19 protein-coding genes and 1 pseudogene are annotated in these 19,710 nt (G+C 48.7%); 11 read left to right on the forward strand and 9 right to left on the reverse strand.

Annotated elements, in window-relative coordinates; all coding sequences use genetic code 11:
• Window positions 1-257: 257 nt before the first annotated feature.
• The 7 genes from RW092_RS09375 to RW092_RS09405 all read left to right on the forward strand — a co-directional run bounded on the left by RW092_RS09375 (window position 258) and on the right by RW092_RS09405 (window position 4,318).
• Complete coding sequence (locus RW092_RS09375) at window positions 258-740, forward strand: DUF2975 domain-containing protein (protein ID WP_316010063.1); 483 nt, start codon at window positions 258-260, stop codon at window positions 738-740.
• A gap of 12 nt (window positions 741-752) precedes the next feature.
• Window positions 753-965, forward strand: coding sequence for a helix-turn-helix domain-containing protein (locus tag RW092_RS09380; RefSeq protein ID WP_009223422.1), 213 nt, complete (start codon window positions 753-755; stop codon window positions 963-965).
• The gene (locus RW092_RS09385) at window positions 955-1,779 is read left to right on the forward strand and encodes a DUF817 domain-containing protein (RefSeq protein ID WP_244268370.1); all 825 of its coding nucleotides are present in this window, start codon (window positions 955-957) and stop codon (window positions 1,777-1,779) included. The genes RW092_RS09380 and RW092_RS09385 overlap by 11 nt, the downstream gene beginning before the upstream one ends.
• A 184-nt stretch (window positions 1,780-1,963) precedes the next feature.
• Window positions 1,964-2,530 carry a TetR/AcrR family transcriptional regulator gene (locus tag RW092_RS09390; RefSeq protein WP_016314481.1) on the forward strand — a complete coding sequence of 189 codons (567 nt, stop codon included), beginning with the start codon at window positions 1,964-1,966 and terminating at the stop codon, window positions 2,528-2,530.
• Window positions 2,531-2,631: 101 nt separating this feature from the next.
• Entirely contained in the window at window positions 2,632-3,264 is a 633-nt protein-coding gene (locus RW092_RS09395) for an ABC transporter permease (protein WP_316010064.1), read from the forward strand.
• Window positions 3,264-3,965 (forward strand): ABC transporter ATP-binding protein, encoded by a 702-nt coding sequence (locus RW092_RS09400; RefSeq protein ID WP_016314483.1) that lies wholly within the window; start codon window positions 3,264-3,266, stop codon window positions 3,963-3,965. Before RW092_RS09395 ends, RW092_RS09400 begins: the two co-directional genes overlap by 1 nt.
• Before the next feature lie 23 nt (window positions 3,966-3,988).
• Window positions 3,989-4,318 carry a heme oxygenase gene (locus tag RW092_RS09405; protein WP_016314484.1) on the forward strand — a complete coding sequence of 110 codons (330 nt, stop codon included), beginning with the start codon at window positions 3,989-3,991 and terminating at the stop codon, window positions 4,316-4,318.
• Between the two features lie 109 nt (window positions 4,319-4,427).
• Here the strand turns inward: RW092_RS09405 and RW092_RS09410 are convergent, their stop codons facing one another.
• The 3 genes and pseudogenes from RW092_RS09410 to RW092_RS09415 form a co-directional block, all read right to left on the reverse strand.
• On the reverse strand, window positions 4,428-5,930 hold the full coding sequence (locus RW092_RS09410) for an SBBP repeat-containing protein (protein ID WP_316010065.1): 1,503 nt from the start codon (window positions 5,928-5,930) through the stop codon (window positions 4,428-4,430).
• 96 nt (window positions 5,931-6,026) lie between these two features.
• Window positions 6,027-6,155: pseudogene (locus tag RW092_RS23800) on the reverse strand (SBBP repeat-containing protein); the annotation flags it as partial.
• Window positions 6,143-6,988: a DUF7948 domain-containing protein gene (locus RW092_RS09415; protein WP_028538428.1), complete on the reverse strand. Its 846-nt coding sequence runs from the start codon at window positions 6,986-6,988 to the stop codon at window positions 6,143-6,145. The pseudogene RW092_RS23800 and the gene RW092_RS09415, both read right to left, overlap by 13 nt.
• Window positions 6,989-7,304: 316 nt before the next feature.
• On the opposite strand from RW092_RS09415, the gene RW092_RS09420 reads away from it, so the two are divergent.
• A complete protein-coding gene (locus RW092_RS09420) occupies window positions 7,305-9,683 on the forward strand; it encodes an S-layer homology domain-containing protein (RefSeq protein ID WP_316010066.1) in 2,379 nt (792 codons plus the stop codon).
• A gap of 241 nt (window positions 9,684-9,924) precedes the next feature.
• On the opposite strand, the gene RW092_RS09425 is transcribed toward RW092_RS09420, so the two are convergent.
• A complete protein-coding gene (locus RW092_RS09425; protein ID WP_028538427.1) occupies window positions 9,925-10,650 on the reverse strand; it encodes a 3-ketoacyl-ACP reductase in 726 nt (241 codons plus the stop codon).
• Between the two features lie 164 nt (window positions 10,651-10,814).
• Between RW092_RS09425 and RW092_RS09430 the strand changes: the two genes are divergently transcribed.
• Complete coding sequence (locus RW092_RS09430; protein WP_028538426.1) at window positions 10,815-11,192, forward strand: MerR family transcriptional regulator; 378 nt, start codon at window positions 10,815-10,817, stop codon at window positions 11,190-11,192.
• Window positions 11,189-11,950, forward strand: coding sequence for an SDR family oxidoreductase (locus RW092_RS09435; RefSeq protein ID WP_085278898.1), 762 nt, complete (start codon window positions 11,189-11,191; stop codon window positions 11,948-11,950). The genes RW092_RS09430 and RW092_RS09435 overlap by 4 nt, the downstream gene beginning before the upstream one ends.
• 173 nt (window positions 11,951-12,123) lie before the next feature.
• Here RW092_RS09435 and RW092_RS09440 read toward each other — a convergent pair whose 3' ends face one another.
• The 5 genes from RW092_RS09440 to RW092_RS09460 all read right to left on the reverse strand — a co-directional run bounded on the left by RW092_RS09440 (window position 12,124) and on the right by RW092_RS09460 (window position 16,951).
• A complete protein-coding gene (locus tag RW092_RS09440; RefSeq protein WP_085278899.1) occupies window positions 12,124-13,329 on the reverse strand; it encodes an MFS transporter in 1,206 nt (401 codons plus the stop codon).
• Window positions 13,316-13,768, reverse strand: a complete 453-nt coding sequence (locus RW092_RS09445) for a MarR family winged helix-turn-helix transcriptional regulator (protein ID WP_028538423.1) — start codon at window positions 13,766-13,768, stop codon at window positions 13,316-13,318. Before RW092_RS09445 ends, RW092_RS09440 begins: the two co-directional genes overlap by 14 nt.
• Before the next feature lie 195 nt (window positions 13,769-13,963).
• Complete coding sequence (locus RW092_RS09450; RefSeq protein WP_316010067.1) at window positions 13,964-15,355, reverse strand: MATE family efflux transporter; 1,392 nt, start codon at window positions 15,353-15,355, stop codon at window positions 13,964-13,966.
• Between the two features lie 139 nt (window positions 15,356-15,494).
• The gene (locus RW092_RS09455; RefSeq protein WP_316010068.1) at window positions 15,495-15,920 is read right to left on the reverse strand and encodes an SRPBCC family protein; all 426 of its coding nucleotides are present in this window, start codon (window positions 15,918-15,920) and stop codon (window positions 15,495-15,497) included.
• 74 nt (window positions 15,921-15,994) lie between these two features.
• A complete protein-coding gene (locus RW092_RS09460) occupies window positions 15,995-16,951 on the reverse strand; it encodes a sigma-70 family RNA polymerase sigma factor (RefSeq protein ID WP_316010069.1) in 957 nt (318 codons plus the stop codon).
• A 346-nt stretch (window positions 16,952-17,297) separates the two neighbouring features.
• On the opposite strand from RW092_RS09460, the gene RW092_RS09465 reads away from it, so the two are divergent.
• A complete protein-coding gene (locus tag RW092_RS09465; protein WP_316010070.1) occupies window positions 17,298-19,685 on the forward strand; it encodes a glycoside hydrolase family 16 protein in 2,388 nt (795 codons plus the stop codon).
• The last annotated feature ends 25 nt before the right edge of the window (window positions 19,686-19,710 follow it).

Genomic DNA, 19,710 nt, shown 5'->3' on the forward strand with positions numbered 1-19,710 from the left:
GAGCTGGCCCACACCTTTTCCGTAATTAGTGATCTATTTTAAGTGTAACAACAATAGTGAGGGATTGAAATATTTATTTCTTTAATATTAATAATTGATTTTTTTAAGCTATCCAAAAAGAACTTATCGCTTCACTCCTCCAAATTTATTCTTTTTCGATACATACACCTCTTTTATTAATAAATATTTATTGATTATCGATAAAAAAACATGATAAATTAACCTCACACTAATCCTACGCGAGGTGCTGTTGTGATATGAAACGTAAACAAGGCTCTACCCTCTTCTTAAGAGGCGTCGTCTTCCTGATGGGCATCGCGATCCTTGCGGTCTGCATATTCGCGGTCCCTCTGGCAGCCAAAGAAATGGTGGGGTATTATCCGCCATACATTTATCTGACCCTGCTTATTCCTATGTATGCCTCGGCTATTCCGTTCTACTATGCGCTTTACCAGACGCTGAAGCTTCTGGGCTATATCGATAAAAATACCGCTTTCTCCGAAGCCTCGGTGAATGCTCTAAAGAGCATTCGAAACTGCGCGATGGCAATCTGTATCTTATACGCGGTCATTTTGCCGATTCTATTCATTATTGCGGAGAAGGATGATGCTCCGGGACTCGCCGCAATCGGGCTGGTCATCTGCTTCGCTTCCCTCGTCATCGCCGTCTTTGCCGCCGTGCTTCAAAGGCTCTTAAGAAATGCCATCGACATCAAATCGGAAAACGATTTAACGATCTGAGGTGAGAAATCCATGGCCGTAATTATCAATTTGGATGTCATGCTGGCAAAACGGAAAATGAGCGTCACGGAGCTTTCGGAGAAAGTGGGCATTACGATGGCGAATCTGTCGATTCTGAAGAACGGGAAGGCCAAGGCCATACGCTTCTCCACGTTGGAGGCGATATGCAAGGCGCTGGATTGCCAACCTGGAGATATACTGGAGTATCGAGATGATGAAGAGTAGCTCAAATTCGATTCAAAATAAGAGGGTGCCCCTTATTGGCGTACATTTGGGATATGCTCTGCAGCAGTTGGTTCGCTTTGGTTGGCAGCAAGCGTTGTCCTGCGTTTTTCCCGTTGTGATCTTCGCTTCACTGGCATTGACGCAGTGGATTCCTCTTCCTTGGTTGCCCCGCTATGATTGGCTTCTGATCATCTGCCTCGCCATGCAGGTCTGGATGGTTCGGTCTGGACTGGAAACCCGCGACGAATTAAAGGTGATTACTGTCTTCCACCTGATCGGCTTGGCGCTGGAGCTGTTTAAGGTGCATATGGGGTCTTGGTCGTATCCGGAGGAGGGCTGGACGAAGGTTAACGGGGTTCCCCTCTACAGCGGGTTTATGTATGCGAGCGTGGCTAGTTATCTGTGCCAGGCTTGGCGACGCCTAAAGGTAGATCTCGTTCGCTTCCCTCCGCTCTGGCTGGTGGTTCCGCTTGCTGCCTCCATTTACCTGAACTTCTTCACCCATCATTATTGGATCGATGTTCGGTGGTGGCTGTCAGCGCTGGTGTTGATCGTCTTCTGGCGGACTTGGGTTACCTATGAGGTTGGCGGTAAGCCTTACCGAATGCCGTTAACCCTTTCGTTTGTGCTGATCGGGTTCTTTATCTGGATTGCAGAGAATGTGGCCACCTTCTTTAGCGCCTGGAGGTACCCGGACCAAGCCGACGGCTGGCATCTCGTCCATCTTGGCAAGATCAGTTCTTGGTTGCTGCTGGTCATTATCAGTTTCTTGATCGTCGCAGCATTAAAACGGATAAAGGGACGACGCGGATAAGTTAAATAAGCATCTACGCATTAACTGGGATATGAGCCGGCAGAAGCCAGCGCATATCCCAGCGCTGTTTTTAAGTACCTCAGGGAAAACTTAACGCTGGCTGAATGTTCACTGCAAAAGCGGACCTTGTGCTAAACTAAGATATAGAATTGAAGCCTGGCGGCAGAAGAAAGGAGTCCTTCCCTTGGGCAGAAAACAATCTTACTCCCATTCCGAATTATTAAACATTACGAAACGTTTGGTGTTAGAACATGGTTATGATGGGTTTAATCTTAAAATGCTCTCAGAGCACTTGCCAGGCGCTCGAAGCACAATCTATCAGTACTTTGCGAACAAAGATGAAATCGTTGCTGCATGCATGAAACGCGTGATTGCATCCATCGTTGATAAAGCCTCCGCCCTGGACGAGACTGACCCAATGCAGGCTCTTCAGGAGTTGCTTGGCATCTATCTCGAAGAATATCAGCTGCATCAGCTCTTAAACGATGCCTATAAAATCAAGACATCGAATTCCGATGTAGCGCGTCAGGATATCGAATATGTGGAGCAGGCCCACGAATTGCTCAAAGTTCAGCTGACCCGTCTGTTCCAGAGCGCCCAGCAAGAAGGTAAATTAAGAGACGATATCCCGCTTCCTGTCCATATCGGCGTTTTTTTCAACCTGATTAATACGCCAAATATGATGAACGTTCCAGTTCCCCAATGGAGCCAGATGTTATTTGACGTATGGATGGGAGGAGCCAAGAAGTAAGAGGGGTTTTTTCCATAAGTTTATTTTGACACACGTGTCAAAATAGTGTTTAAGACGAGGGGTTCCAGCTTGGCGATACGTTTAAATTGGACGGATCCACCGTGTCATTAACGATTATCGGTTTTGTTGAGAATCAAACCTATAACCACCTTCCAGCCGTGTTTATCCCCATGCCGAAATGGCGGGAAATTGCCTTTGCCGCCCCAGGCTCCGACAAAGGCATTGAGGGGCCGGTTAACGCGATTATGCTGCAAGGACCGAATATTGATCCGGATACAATCAACAGCAAACTTGCAAATATCGACACTGTGACACGTGCCAAAGCGGTACAAGGCATGCCGGGCTACAAGGAAGAGAGTGGTACCATCTTAATGATGCTGGCCTTCTTATTCGTAATCTCAGCATTTGTGTTGGGCGTGTTCTTCTTCGTCATGACGATGCAGAAGACCAATCAATTTGGCATTATGAAGGCGATCGGTGCCAAAAATGGATTTTTAAGCAAAGCGATCGTGTCTCAAGTCTTTATCCTTTCCCTGGTTAGTATTGTTATCGGCATCCTTCTAGCCTACGGGACAGCGGCGATCATGCCAAAGGGCATGCCGTTTAATCTTGACACTAATCTTGTCGTCGTCTACTCGATTGTCCTTCTGGTCATTGCCGTGCTAAGTTCCTTAGTTTCGGTTCGTAAAATCACCAAAATCGATCCGCTTCAAGCACTCGGGAGGGTAGAATAATGACAACAACAGGTTTGCAACTTACGAATGTATCGAAATATTATGGCGAGGGCAGCACTCGGGTCTGCGCGCTGGACAAGGTATCCATCACCGTGAAGCCGGGGGAATTCGTCGCTGTCGTCGGCCCTTCGGGATCGGGTAAAAGTACCTTCTTATCCATTGCTGGAGCGTTGCTTCAACCTTCTGAAGGTGAAGTTCACTTAAATGGACAACCTATTTCTAAGCTCTCGGATAAAGAGTTATCCAGTATCCGATTAAAGGAAATCGGGTTTATTATGCAGTCTTCGAACCTGGTGCCTTATCTCACCGTACTTGATCAGCTGCTGGTTGTGAAGAAGATGTCAGGGAAGATCCGCGCAGAGGATAAAGCCCTCGCGACGAAGCTGCTGGAGGAATTAGGGCTGGGTGCGAAGCTGAAGAGCTTCCCAGAGGAACTATCTGGCGGCGAGAAGCAACGTACCGCGATTGCACGTGCTCTGATGAATCAACCTAACGTGATATTGGCCGATGAGCCTACTGCCAGTCTGGATACTCGGCGTGCGCATGAAGTGGTCAACCTGATCGCGAATCAAGTGAAAACACGCGGGATTGCAGCTGTAATGGTCACTCACGATGAGCGCATGCTCGAATATTGCGATAAGGTGTATCGCATGGAGGATGGCAAACTGAAGCAAGCTACACAGGTGCATCTGGCACACTAAATTGGGCATAAGGAGGGGTGAAAATGATCGTCGTCACCAACCGAATTAAGGTAAGAACGGGAATGGGAGCGGTTATGGCTCCTGGCTTTACGGCCTCCGGTTCGCTGGATCAAACGAAGGGGCTTGTGAAAGTTGAAGTGCTTCTGGCGCAACACGCAGATCATGATGAGCTAAATGTGAACATGCATTGGGAATCCATGGACGATTTCACAGCGTGGAGAAACAGTGATAGCTTTAAAGAAGCCCATAAGCGTCCGGAACCAGGCACCCATGGGGAGGTCAAAGAATCCCCGATTCTCGAAAGCCAGCTGATCACCTACGAGGTCGCCTCACTGAAAGAAATCGCGAAATAGCCTTAAGACGCAAAACCAGCTCATTCAGATGGAATGGGCTGGTTTTATTACATAAAAAACAAGCATCGCTAACGGATGCTCGTTAAGAAGAAAAATCAGAACGTTATTTCTAAACATATTTCTTGCTCTGCATACCCTTGTTATTTAACTGATAGTGATTGTAACTCAAGAGAAATCGCACATGATTTATTGCACGAAACTTGAATTTATAGGTTTTTCCTTTCTGTTTTCGCGCATTTTTCCTTGTCATCTTAATAATTTTCAATGTTTTCTTTCTTGGGTTTATCTTTCTTTTGGATTGTCTAACATGCGGTTTTCCCTTCCGTTTGCAGCGTTTCCGTTTCTTCCGAATGATAATAAAGCCTCGGGGGCCCCGCTCACCTTGTGGGCCAGGAACTCCTTGGGGCCCCTGTGGACCAGGTACACCCTGCATTCCCTGAGGGCCTCGCATGCCGGGTTCCCCTTGTTGACCTTGCGACCCGGGCACCCCCTGAGGGCCTCGGGGGCCTTGCTCCCCTGGCAGACCTTGCGGGCCTTGTTCCCCTTGAGGCCCTTGGGGACCTTGAGCCCCTGGCAGACCTTGCGGGCCCGGTTCGCCCTGGGGCCCTTGGGGCCCTTGAGGACCGGGTGGACCCGGAACCGGTGAGAAAGTACCCAGTTTGGTGACAAATGCGTCTTGATCCCCCATAAGGGAGGTTTGAAAAGCTCCAGGACTCGTCGGGAAATTAACAGACGAAGTAGCGCCGGTTACGTAAATATTAAACGAGCTATCTACGGCAACTCCATTCCCCGCATCTCTTAAACTTCCCCCTAAATAGGTAGAATAGACGAGCGCATTGCCAGCCGTATTGAATACTGTCACAAAGGCATCCTCCGTGCCGCCGAATATACTTTGAAAGGCCCCTGGAGTTATTGGAAAATCAGCGGACTCTGTTGAACCTACTACGTAGGCATTACCTGCTGTGTCAACGACAATGTCTAAGCCTATATCGGAGTCTGTACCGCCCAAATAGCTCGAGTAAAGAAACGCCGTACCCGAAGCATTGAGCTTGGTCACAAAGGCATCCATTGAACCCCCAAGTACCGTCTGAAAAGCACCTGGCGTTGTCGGAAAATTCATGGAGCTTGTAGAGCCGGTGATATACACGTTTTCTTGTTGGTCGATCGCGATGGCATCCCCTGTTTCAAAATCGCTGCCGCCGATGTAAGTGGAAAATTCCAGTGTGGATCCCGTCGGATCGAACCTTGTAACAAAGGCATCTTCAATTCCTCCAAACGCGGGTTGAGCTGCGTTTGCCGTGACTGGAAAGTCATCCGAGAAAGTACCTCCGCTTACAATCGGATTCCCTAGCGCTGTAATGACAATTCCCGTGCCAAAATTAAAGGAGGATCCGCCCAGGTAGGTTGAAAAAACAAGCGCACTCCCAGCAGCGTTTAATTTAGTGACAAAGCCGTTAATGATTCCTGGTGCAGAGGTCTGAAATGCCCCGGGTGTGACCGGAAAGTCACTCGACGTGGTTACCCCTGTGACATAAGCATTACCTGAGGCATCAATCGCAATATCATTACCGGTCTCATCACCGCTCCCCTCCAGATAGGTAGAATAAATCAAGGATGACCCGGTTGCATCCAATTTGGTGACAAAGACGGAGTTGACCCCCAAAAATGTCGTTTGGAATGCCCCTGGCGTAACGGGGAAATCTGGTGATCGCGTCTCTCCTGTAATAAACACATTACCAGCCGCATCAATGGCAAGGCTCGTCGCTCTATCAAAGGCGCTGCCACCCAGATAAGTGGAGAAAACAAGTGCGGTACCTGTCTCATTCAGCTTGGTAATAAACGCATCTGTATCCCCGGCAAGGTCTGACTAAAGGCACCTGGAGTGGTCGGAAAGTTGTCAGAAGAGGTGCTTCCAGCAACATACGCTTGGCCTGAGTCATCAACAACAATATGAAGTCCTGAGTCAATATTATCCCCGCCAAGATAAGTAGAGTAAATTAAGACCGGATCAATAATGATGGGATATTCGGGATGATAATCAGAGTCCACTTGGAAGCCAAAGCTATGGCAGCCTTGAGCATTGCTATGAAGAACAAACCGGCTTTCTACAGGCACTCGTTCACCATCAATATCCTGATAACTTACCGGTTTAGCTTCCTGCTTTACGCCTTGTCTCATATGGATCTGAAGATTCCCATCCCTATCTAGGGATAGGCTCTCTGCACCACGGTACGCCAAGCGAATCGAAGCGATATCCGCTGATGGATGGACCACAAGATCATATTTCAGCTTATTGCCGTCGCCTTTGAAGATCAGATCTATACCTGCCCATAAGTCACGATAGATGATTTCATGGTAGGTTGGCAGGTTTCTCCTCCACTGCCCGGGATCGTTCCCAACTAAATAATGAATCTTTCCCTCCGCAGGGTCACGGCCTTCCATGGTTACGTTCGCATTGGACTCGAGAAACTGTAGAACAAGCTCCTCGTATTTTCCGCCTCCTTTGCTTACAAATAATACTTCCATTGGAGCAAAGTAAATCGATAAGCCGGGCTTCTTCGTCTGAAACCCTGTCGCCGAAGATCCTTGTTCCGTATATTCCCAGAAGGTCAACGGCAACTTGCCGAAATCGTACGTCGCCTTTTGCTGTATGTCCTGAACAGCCGTCAAAGGCTTAACACCTCTTTTCTTGGGATATAAGTCTATACGCTCCAATGTATGAGCTAGTTCATAATCACGACTGGACAATTCCCCTGAGTAATTAGCATATTTTTCCTCTATACAATAGGGATAGTTTAAGAGCAATGTCTCCTAACAAAAAAAGAGGCTGTCCCGAAAGTTATCGTCTAGGATGACTTTGGGGAAGCCTCTTCTTGTCGTTCTTAACTTGACAGACATTGTAGCCCTATATACAGTAATAATAAAACTGTACCGTACAGTATTAAATAGAGCTTGGAAACTTATTCCGGAGATTGGGGGGACCAGTATGAAGAAAACAATGATAAGGGCAATCCCGGCATTCCTTATCATGCTGATGGTGATGGGAAGCTTACCAGGATTGTTCACGAAATATGAGGGCAAAGCGTATGCGGCAGAGAGCTTTGCCGGAGGGGCAGGAACGGCCAATGATCCTTACCAGATCGCAACTGCTGAACAGCTTAATGAGGTCAGAAACCATTCGACAGCAGGCAAATATTTCGTCCTAACAGCTGATATTGATCTTTCAAGTATGGGTAACTGGGTGCCAATCCCTAATTTTCAGGGGGTTTTTGACGGCAATGGTTATGTGATTTCGAAATTGTATATCTATTCAACTCAATACAATGTAGGTTTATTTGAAAGAACCACAGGGGCAACATTGAAGAACATTTGGCTAGAGGACATCAGTGTTCATCGTGACAGTGTAGGTAATGTAGGCGGTTTGGCAGGTTGGATTGACGGCGGCATCATTGAAAACAGTTATGCAAGGGGGACAGTGAGTGGTGCTGATTTTGACGGCGGCTTGGTAGGATATAATAAAGGTACCATTCGAAACAGCTATGCAGCGGTAAACACAAGTGGTGGGGGTTATGTAGGCGGCTTGGCGGCATATAACCATGGTGTCATTCAAAATAGTTTTGCAACGGGTGCAGTAAGTGGTTATACGTTTACAGGCGGTTTGGCGGGATATAACTATGGTACGGTTCAAAACAGCTTCTATGACATCAATACGACTCGACAATCGGATTCAGGCAAAGGTATAGGCAAGTCAAACGAAGATATGAAATTGGCATCTACGTTTGCTGATTGGAATCATGTCATCTGGCGTATACAAGATGGTCAATATCCGGAAATCAGAAATATTCAGTTAACACCAGGCACGGATGCAGGAACAACGAAGCTGACGCAAGTTGAGAATGGAATGGAATTTTCAGTAGAGGCTTCATCATTCAATTCGATTACGAGTGCAGTATACGATAACATTCCGGTTAACGTGGGGGATAGAATTACGATTCAATTCGCCTCACAACCAGAATTGGGTAGTGTAACCAAGACGGTCAGATATATCGACATCCAACCGGCAGAAGCACCTGCGGCCTTATTGGAACAGGGCTCAACGTCTGGTACGACGAAGTTGGTGGGCGTCTCCGATTTGATGGAGTATAGCGTTAACGCAGGCGAATATCAGGATATATCAGATACGTTCGTTGACAATATAGAAGTCGATGAAGGCGATCAGATATATGTTCGAATGAAGAAGACCCTGCTGCAACCCGCTTCGAAAGTGCGAATATTAAATGTAACATCAGCGGATATCAAGCCTGCGGCAACGATCAGCATAGCAGAGATTACTGGGGTGACGGTGCCGGCGAGGGGGCAGATTCCGGTTTCAACATTGCAGGGGACGTCTGAATATGCGGCAACGATCGAGTGGTCGCCGGCGAATAGCGTATTTAGGGCGAATACGGTCTACATCGCAACGATTACGGTTACGCCTAACATAGGATACACGTTAACGGGGGTTCCGGCGGATTTCTTTACGGTAGCAGGAGCGACATCGGTGACGAATGCGGTGAATTCGGGGGTGGTGACGGCTGTATTTCCGGCAACAGGATCAGACCCGGTAAGTGACAACGGCGGCAGCAATGCACCTTCCGTAACTCCAGCAGATAATCCACCTCCAAGCGAAACTCCGGCAGATCCTGAGCCCGCAACAGAAGAGGATACGATTTATAATAAATACATTATTGATGAAGATGAACTCGTAGAGAGGCTTAAAATCAAAGCGGCAGAAGCGAAGGAAGCAAATGCCGAAAGCGAGTTTGCTGACACGAGGGAACATTGGGCTGTAAAGACCATTGAGATCTTCGACCGATTGAAATTGATTACCGGTTATCCGGATGGCTTATTCAGGCCGAACAATGCGATCACACGGGCTGAGTTTGCAAGGATTCTAAATCGCGTGTTCCATATTCATAATAGAGACGGCAGCAATATAAGCATGGAATTGAAGGATATAGAGGGGAGCTGGGCTAAAGAGGATATTGAGAAGCTTGCGGCAGCGGGTGTAATAAGAGGCTATCCAGATGGTACGTTCAGGCCGAATCAGACGATCACGCGTGAAGAGATGGTGGTCATGATATCGTTTATTGTCAATCTGGACGTACTGGAGAAGGATACGATCAAAGGTCATTTCAATGATCTGGACGGTGCTTATGCAGCAGAGAAGATCATAGCGGAAGCACAGGCAGGTATCGTCAGCGGCAAAGGGGCGGGAAGATTCGAACCGAAGAGCCGTGCCACGCGCGCAGAAGCGTTGCGGATAATCTTGAACGCGCTGCAGCTTCACCCAGAGCTCAAGAAATCGTTAGATTCGCTTCTCTAACCCTTCATCTTCGTCCGTATACGTAGTGAGGGTCGAACAAACATTAGGCACATACGTATGACGGGAGACCGCTATAGACCGAAACAAACTGAGGATGGCGCAGGGTTATTTCTGCGCCATCCTCATCTTTTAGTTAAGTACTTTGATTTCTCATGACGAGCTGTCTTCTTACAAGTGATTATTATTCACTTATGGGACAACTCCTTCCTGTTATTAAAAACATAACAACGTACTCTATCGCTTAAAACGGATTTGTCGCAATAAAGCTGGCTGTTTTCACATAAACGCGTTGGCTGAGCTTCAATTGATTGACGATGAATTCCGCCAAATCTTCCGCTTGAATATATTTGGACTCATTGTTGTCCTTGATCAGATTCAAGTCCAGGGCCAAATCCGTTGCTACGGTACTTGGCGTTAGTGCCGATACCCGAATGTTGTTGCGGCGAACTTCTTGCGCAAGCGACTCGGTAAACCCGATCACCGCGAATTTTGAAGCGCTGTAGGCACTTGCGGTGGCTGCCCCGTTCAGGCCGTTCGTCGAAGAGATGTTGATGATGTCTCCGCTATTTTTTTCGACCATTTGGGGAAGTACAGCTCGTGTTACATAATAGGTACCCAATACATTGGTGTCGATCATGCCTTTCCATTCAGCCGGATCCATCTCCAACACCGTACCAAACGTGGCGATTCCCGCGTTATTGATTAGAATATCCGCAGCTCCCAGCTCGTTCTTCAGCTTCTCAACCGCCGTATCCACTTGTTCCTTCGAGGCGATGTCGGCTGCCGCGTAAGCGACCTTAACCCCCAGCCCTTCCAGTTCAGCAGCAACTTGCTTCAACGTCGACTCCGTTCTTGCCATTAATCCAATATGAACGCCTTCCTTCGCTAAGGCAACGGCGGTTGCTTTACCGATCCCCCGTGCTGCTCCGGTGATGATCGCAACTTTTCCTTTTAAGGATTGTGCCATTTTCTTTTGGCTCCTCTCTTTGTTTGGTCTTCACTCCTCCCTTATTATACTGCACTTAGACAGGCAAACGTAAATGCGAAGAAGCACAGTTGACTTAAACTAAGGTTTAAGTCGTATCATATGGGTTGTCGACAAGAATTCCTTAAGATTAGGAGGCCTCCATGATGAAGTACTATACCATTGGCGAAGCTGCAGCCATGTATCATATACCAGAGTCCACCTTGCGCTTTTATGAGAAAAAAGGTCTTCTCCCGTTTATCAAACGGGACGAGGCCGGCAGACGATTATTTTCGGAACGTCAATTGGCGTTGCTTCAAATCGTCACCTGCCTCAAGAATACTAATATGCCCATCAACCAGATTAAGCAATATATGGACTGGGTTGTAGAGGGAGATTCTACAGTAGAGAACCGACTCGACATGCTATTGAAGCATAAGCAAAATGTGCTCGATGAAATCGTGCTAATGCAGGAACACCTGAAAGAGATTGATTATAAAATCGATCTTTATCAAAAACAACTACGAGGTGAAGAGAACCAATGAAACTTTCTGGAAATACGATCTTGATTACTGGCGGCGGCTCCGGGATCGGACTTGCCTTTGCAGAGAGATTTGTGCAAAGCGGTAATACGGTCATCGTTATCGGCAGGCGGGAAAGCGTGCTTGAGCAAGCTCGGAAGCGAGTTCCCGGTTTAATCACCCGGGTGTGCGACTTGGCCCAAGAAAGCGATCGTGTCGCCTTGTTTGATTGGGTAACAACCAACTATCCCGACGTGAACGTGCTGATTAATAACGCCGGGATTCAACTGCGCTACAACGTGCTCAAAGCGGATGTGAGAGACAACTGGCGCGAATACAGCAAGGAGATCACCACGAACCTCGATGCACCGGTTCATTTGTCCCTGTTGTTCGCTCCATATTTCGCGAAGAAAGAATCGGCAGCCATTGTGAACATCACTTCTGGTTTGGCGTATACTCCTTTTGCGATTGCACCAGTCTATTCCGCAACCAAGGCCGCGCTTCACTCTTTCACGATGAGCTTAAGACACCAGCTGTCTGCCACATCAGTTGAAGTGATTGAAGTTGCTCCTCCGGCAGTAAACACCGATTTGGGAGGAGGCGGCTTGCATACCCATGGGGAACCGCTGGATGCGTTCACGGAAGGTATTTTCCAAGGTTTAGCCGAAGGCAAGCAGGAAATTGGGTACGGTTCTTCGGTTGCCCGCCTGCGGATGTCCCGCGACGATATCGACAAATATACGGAACAGCTCTACCAAGCCACGAAAGATTCTATTGAGTAATGGAAATGGAGCGTAACAAGAAGAAGCCGCTTCGGGATGAAGCGAACTTGAAGCTCAAAAGGAGATTGCCTTCTCCACGGACAGCAAGCCAGCCGCCTCAAACTAAATGTAAATGCATCAAGGGACGCCCGCTCAGGCGCCCCTTTTTGTTTATTATGCGTGATCATTCTTTCTTAATTCGCTCTTGCAATTAATTGCTTGTCTCTCCGACCATGCAGAAGCATATAAATGACTAGTGACAGGAGGGCAAGGATCGCTAACCCGCCAAACAAGGAACTATAACCAATGATCGGTTCCACAATACCGAGAAGCGAAGGGCCAAAGCCAAGCCCTGCATCTAAGGCAATAAAGAAAGTGGATGTAGCCAGACCCGTACGTTCGGCGGGCGTAACACGAACCGCTATGGCTTGCGCGCCTGATTGCAGATTCCCAAATCCAGCGCCAATAATTGCTGCCGCGACCAATAGAATAGACCCAGAGTAGGCACCGCTAATTAAGACAAGGCCCCCTGCAAAGAGAATGAAGCATGGAACCATCACATAGTTCGATCCTCTGGTATCCATCAGACGGCCGCTGAATGGACGGGTTAACAAGATCGCTATGGCATAGACTAGGAAGAAGAAGCTCGATGCGGTGACAAGATCCCGTTCCTGGGCAAAGAAATTAATGAAAGATAGGATGGCCGCATAGCCAAAAGACATCAGGAAGGTCACAATGGCGATGGAAATCGCGTTCGGTTCAATATAGTGTTTAAAGCTGAAAGCCTGTTTGGGTTTCTCGGTTACCGTATGGGCTTTGGAGGTCGGTACTGCAGGTGCCTTCAGAATAAAACTAATGATGAACGCGACAACAGCCAATGCCAAACAGAACAAGAAGATGTTCGTGTAGGACGTATTCTGGCTCAGGGTGATCCCCAAAAATGGCCCAATGGCCGTACCCAGTGTACTGCTCATACTGAAGTAGCCAATCCCCTCACTCTTCCGGGAGATAGGGACAATTTGCGCAACCATCGTACCCGTAGCGGTGGATGCAATCCCGGCTGCCATTCCGTTCACTAGACGTATGATGAGAAACAGCCAGATCCCAGCATACACAACATAAAGTCCTGTCGTAATAATAAAGGCAATCAGGCCAATGACTAATACCTTTTTGGTACCAGCCGAGTTAATCACACGCCCTGTAAACAGGCGGCCGATCAAGGTTCCGACGATATAAATCCCGGTAGCAAGCCCGCCTTGACTGGCTGAAGCATGATATTCACTAACGACGAACGAGGCTGTCGTAACCATCAATAAGTAAAAGATTAGAATGACAAAGAAGTTAATCACCGAAACGGTAAGAAAATCTTTGGTCCATAGTTTCTCCTTAATTCCACTCACTGCCTTTCTCCCCAACTCTCTTGATTAGATTTTGTCGAATTCGATGGATGATGTTCAAAAACAATTGTTGCTCTTCCTCCGTGATGCCGGCCGTAATCTCTTTGTCTAAGGCATCAATAAAAACACGCACTTGTCTATATATAGCGCGGCCTTTCTCAGTTACATGGAGATGTTTCTTGCGCTTGTCTTCTCTGGAAATCTCAACACTCACATACCCTGCCTGTACAAGATCCTTGAGGATTCTTGTAACGTTCGGTTTTTCAATCGTTAGCCTTTGGGCCAAATCAGCAGCTGTTAAGGCCTCATCTTGAATCAACTCAACCAATACGATCCATTCCAAAGGTTGAATGCCATGTTCTCGCAATATTTCGTTGATTTGAACTGCGAGCGGTCTCATCATCAACCCAAGATCACGATATATTTGGGGTGGAGAATTCATCAAATCCCCCTTTCACCTCGAAAATCTCCAAATTAGTTATTAATGATAACTAAATTTTTGTGCATTTTTATCTTATTACATTAATTTTCATGTGTCAATGTATCATTTAACCAACAAACAGACCCAAGCCTGAAAGTTAGCTTGGGTCTGTTTTGATTTCGGATGTCGTATTTGCCTTTCCATTGCCGAGCGGCCTCAAGCAGATAGTCCCACACCTTCCTCCGAAACGGACACCGGTTTGACGAGTGCTTTCTTCTCCCAAGCCCGGCTTCTCCAACGAAGCAGCATGATCAAGCCGCGCAGCCATTCATCCACAGCAAACGCAATCCAGATGCCAAGGAGCCCTATCTCCAGATGAACGCCCAGCAGGTAAGCCAGCGGCACCGATACGCCCCACATCGAGCATACGCCCATCAGAACGGGAAAGCGTGCATCCCCGGCGGCGCGCAGCGAATTGATGATCACCATATTGAAGGTCCGACCAGGTTCAAGCACGATCGACAGCAAGAAAATGCTGGCTCCGGTTGCGATAATCGCAGGATCTTCGGTGAACAACCCGATGAGGTCATGTCGGAAGATCGAAGCCGTCCCCACAATGGCCAAGGTGAGCAGGAAGCTGATCCGTACGCTTTTCATCAGTCGTTTGTAGGCGGCCTCCATCGCCCCTGCTCCAACCATTTGTCCGACGATAATCTCCGTCCCCGCCCCAATCGACGCGGCCAATGCCATAAAATAGTTGGAGATGTTCATCACATAAACATGCGTATTTAATGCAGTAATGCTAATCATATTAACGAAGCCCATGATCATCAGGTACTGCGATTGCCAAGCCAGATGCTCTCCCGCCGCAGGCAGCCCCACGCTTAGGATCTGCTTCGCATACGTCCCGTTCCAAGTCACGTAGTCTTTCCCGTGAATCGGAGCAGGAACCCGGCGATACAAGATGAAGAACAGAACAAGGATGCCGACAAACCGGCTGACGACGGTCGAGATCGCTGCACCGGTCACGCCCATTTCCGGAAATCCGAAGTTCCCGAAGATCAGCAGATAGTTGCCGGTCACGTGGAGAAGATTCACGCCCAGCGTCACATACATGACGCTCTTGGTATTGCCGCTCGAACGAATAACCGAAGATACGGCATAAGACAGCGCCTCGATCCACATAAAGCCGCCGATGATCTTCAGATAATGGCTGGCAATGCCAATCTGTTCTTCATTTAAGTTGAGCAGCCGCAGAAGCGGCTCACCTAAGCCAACCAGAACAAGGCTGACGAAGATCCCAAAGAACAGGTTCATCGTAATGGCCAGCGCCGAGACACGGCTCGCTTCTTTCTCTCGCCCAGCTCCGATATACTGAGAAACGGCTACACTCGTCCCAATGCCCACAAATCCAAACATCAGAATACAGAAATAGATAATCTCATTCGCTAAGCCCACCGCGCCGGTGGCCGTATCGGAAATGCGGCTCAGCATAAACACGTCAACGGTGCCCAGCATCATCCGCAACACCGAATCGATAAAGATCGGCCAAGTTACAGCGAACAGGCTAAGTTTCTTCCATGATGGTATACGTTCAGTTAGTGTCACGTTTTTACGAGCTCCTACTAGATAATTTGCTTTGACGCCTTCCCTAGTGTAGCTCGCGATCAATGATTCGTCTATGGGAAAAATTATGTTTAACGAAGCTTGCCAAAAGAATAAAGGCGCCCATTGGGGCGCCTATTCCTTAGGATTCTTCCACATACTTCTTGAAATTATCCATAATCGCTTGCCAGCCGGCTTGTTGGAATTCGACCGGATGTGTGGTCTCCGCATCAAACGTCTCCACAACCTTCGTCCCTTGGCCTTCCGCAGCGAAAGTGATCTCCACTCGTCTTCCATCTCCCATCGTGTAGGAAATGAACTCATGCGTTTTCACGTCATCGTACACGCCGCCAAAATCAAAACCTTCACTACCGTCCTTCGCTTCCATCCGAGTCAGAAACTTCCCGCCGGGGCGCAAGTCATTCTCCGCTCTTGGCGAATGCCAATCCTCGGACGCTTGATTCCACTTCGTAATGTGCTGAGGTTCCGTCCAGCAACTCCACACTTTTTCTACCGGGGCTTGAATGACCGTTTGCACGGTAACTTTTGTCGGTTGATTCGTTTCCATGTTACAATGGCACCTCTTACCAATAGGATTGTTTTTGACTTTACATTCCTATAGACGTAACGCAAATTCGAAATTCATCGGTCGATTTGCTCCGGCAACCCTAAACGCAAAAATAATTTGGTATTAATAAAATTCTGCACATGCAAAATATGATCATCTTTCGTTTCAAGCACATGAATCCCCCAAGGCACCAGGTGATCCCCTTCTCGGCTTGGCATGTACTGCGCAAGCGCCGGATACCCGCCATTAACCTTAACCGGTATAAACCGAGAGCCTTCGCAATGCCACCGGGTAAGCGAGAAGAATTTCGCCAAATCCTCTCGGCCGCGAATCCACATTGGAAATGGCGGCATGGACATGCAGCCTTCCTCATGAAATAAGGCGACCAACCGGTCGATATCAAATTGCTCGAAGGCATCTACATAACGCGACAGCAGCTCCGCGTCCGGCTCACCTTCCATGCGGCTGAGCTCATCGGAACGAAGCTGGGTCCGGTTCATCGTCTCCCTTGCTCTTTGCAACGCACTGTTCACGGCTGCCGCCGACATCCCCAGCGTCTCCGCGATTTGCTTGGATGACCAATCAAAGACATCCTTTAAAATCAATACGGCTCGTTGTCGGGGAGGCAAAGTCTGCAGAAGCGCAATGAAGCAGAGCTGCAGGGTATCCTTGCGGATGAGCGCCTCCTCGGGATTTTCGCCAAAATCAGGGGCCAGCCATATCCAGGCGGAATCGGGTAACGTCTCCCGAGGTTCCACGATCGAGCTCGCCGGATCAGACAGGTCGATGGGAAGCACCCGGCGTTTCGCTTGCCTTAGTTTATCCAAACAGAGGTTGGAAGCGATCCGATAGATCCATGTCTTCGGCGAGGAATCCTGCCGGAACGAGCTCCAGCTCTGCCACACGCGAATATAGATCTCCTGAACCGCATCGTCCGCGTCATTGATCGATCCTAACATGCGGTAGCAGAACGCGGTAAGCTCCGGCTTCATTTTTTCCAATAACTGCAGGTCCAGGGGGGGTCCGTTCATATAAGCCTCCTTACAGGAAAAATGGAGATATCTAACCGATTTCCTCCCTAGTCGCCGTTCGACTCCCGATATGAAATCGATTCGCCCAGGACGCCTTGGTGACAGGCAAAATCCGGAAGAGACCTCTATTATATTCTATTTCTCCTATGGAATCCCTTTCAGAGGAAGGTTCTTTTATTTAAAATTTTTAGCACTTGCTTGCCTCCCTAAAAAAAGAGCACCCTACCCGAAATCTGGTGCCTACTCATCAGATGACCGGATTGTTAGAATGAAAGCGTTCTCCTATGTAAGAATTTTCCTAGTGTGCACAGGTTAGGAGAATGAGGACAATAAAGGGAGGGTATTTATGAAACGGACTCACTTTGCAGAAAGGCGGCTTGCTCGAGGTGTATTCAGCATGCTCCTGGCGGTCATCATGGCAGTTGGCATCGGTTTTGTGCCGACACCGGCTCAGGCAGCCGAGACCACCATTACATCGATGAGCTACTTCTCACCCGCAGACGGGCCGGTCATCACCAAGTCGGGAGTTGGACAAGCGAGCTACGGCTTTGTGATGCCTATTTTTAATGGCGGTTCGGCAACCTGGAACGATGTCGTGCAAGATTTAGGCGTTAAGGTGAAAGTGAACGGCAACTGGGTCGACATCGACAGCGTCAGCAGCTTTGTCTACAACCAGAACTGGGGCCACTGGTATGACAGCGGCTTTACCGGATATTGGTTCGTCCTTTCCGCAACCACAGAGATTCAGCTCTACTCCAAGGCAAACGGGGTTACCCTTAACTACACTCTCGTCTTCCAAAATATCAACACCACCACAATCACATCAATGACACCTACGCAAGGTCCGGTTATTACCGCTGGTTTTACAGGCGGGGCAGGCTTCACCTATCCCGTGTTCAACAACGATCCATCGATTCCTTATGCTGCGGTTGCCGACGACTTGAAGGTGTATGTGAAGCCGGTGAACAGCAGCACCTGGATCGACATCGACAACAATCCAGCCAGCGGCTGGATCTATGATCAGAACTTCGGCCAATTCACCGATGGCGGCGGCGGCTACTGGTTTAACGTCACGGAGTCCATCAACGTGAAATTGGAATCGAAAACTTCATCAGCGAGCCTCGTGTATACGATTATTTTTAATGAACCGGTAAGAAATTCGTACACTCTAACGCCTTATGAGGGAACGACGTTCACCGCAAATGAAAGCGGCGCCATTGGTCTGCCCCTGCCGAAAATTGACGGAGGCGCTCCCATTGCCTCGGAACTGGAGAACTTCGTGTATCAGATCAACATCAACGGTCAGTGGGTAGATCTGGCGGATTCCAGTCAAAGCGGGTTCGTCTATTCTGCGTATGGTTACAATAACCTGTCCAGCGCGAACCAATGGGGCTATTGGGCTGACTACATCTATGGCCTGTGGTTCCAGCCGATCCAACAGGATATGCAAATCCGTATCGGCTATCCTTTAAATGGGCAAAAGGGCGGTAACGTGGGCAACAACTACGTCACTTACACCTTTATCGGTAATCCTAACGCCCCGCGGCCGGATGATTCCGATCAAGAGGATATCCCGCTGAGTACGCCAAGCAATCCGAACATCGACGGGTTGACCCTCATCTGGCAGGACGAATTTGACGGGACTCAGCTGGATCTAAGCAAATGGAATTATGAACAGGGATACTACCTGAATGACGATCCGGGCACTTGGGGCTGGGGCAACGCGGAGCTGCAGCATTATACGGACAGTCCGCAAAATGTCTTCGTTCAGGACGGCAAGTTAAATATCCGGGCGCTGAACGATCCCAAATCGTTCCCGCAGGATCCTAGTCGTTATGCACAATACTCGTCCGGTAAAGTGAACACTAAAGATCACTTCTCGTTAAAATATGGCCGAGTCGATTTCCGCGCGAAGCTGCCTACGGGGAACGGCATTTGGCCGGCGCTGTGGATGCTGCCGCAGGATCAAGCCTACGGCACTTGGGCCGCTTCCGGTGAGATCGATGTTATGGAAGCTCGCGGTCGTCTGCCCGGCAAGTCTTCTGGCGCGATTCACTTCGGCGGACAATGGCCGGCCAATACCCATCTCTCGGGTGAATACAACTTCCCATCCGGGCAAACGATCGCCAATGACTTCCATGTCTACTCCGTCGTTTGGGAAGAGGACAACATTAAATGGTATGTAGACGGCAAGTTCTTCTTTAAGGCCACCCGGGATCAATGGTATTCCACGGCTGCGCCAAACAACCCGAATGCACCTTTTGATCAGCCGTTCTATCTCATCATGAACCTGGCGATCGGCGGTAACTTCGACGGCGGCATCGCCCCAGGACCTGGTGATATCCCGGCCACGATGCAAGTCGATTATGTGCGTGTCTATAAGGACAACGGCAATGGCGGCGGCGGTCAAAATCCCGGGAACCCGGGAGATCCGGGCACGCCCTCCACGATTGTGATCGGCGATCAAGTGAAGGGACTGAAGAAAACCGGCGATAACCTGTTATTCTACGTCAACGGCGCGACTTTTGCGGATCTGCACTATAAAATCAATAACGGTGTGCAGCTCAATGTCGCCATGACCCCGGTGGGGAACGGCAACTATACCTATGCGGTGAACAACCTAAGCCAAGGCGATGTGGTGGAGTACTTCTTCACCTATAACCCCGGGCAAGGGGCGCTCGATACCCCATGGCAAACCTACATTCACGGGGTTACTCAAGGAACGCCGGAATAACATATGAAAGATAGAAAGGCCGTTC

The organism is Paenibacillus sp. 3LSP (assembly GCF_032465655.1).
Taxonomy (GTDB): Bacteria; Bacillota; Bacilli; order Paenibacillales; family Paenibacillaceae; genus Fontibacillus; species Fontibacillus barengoltzii.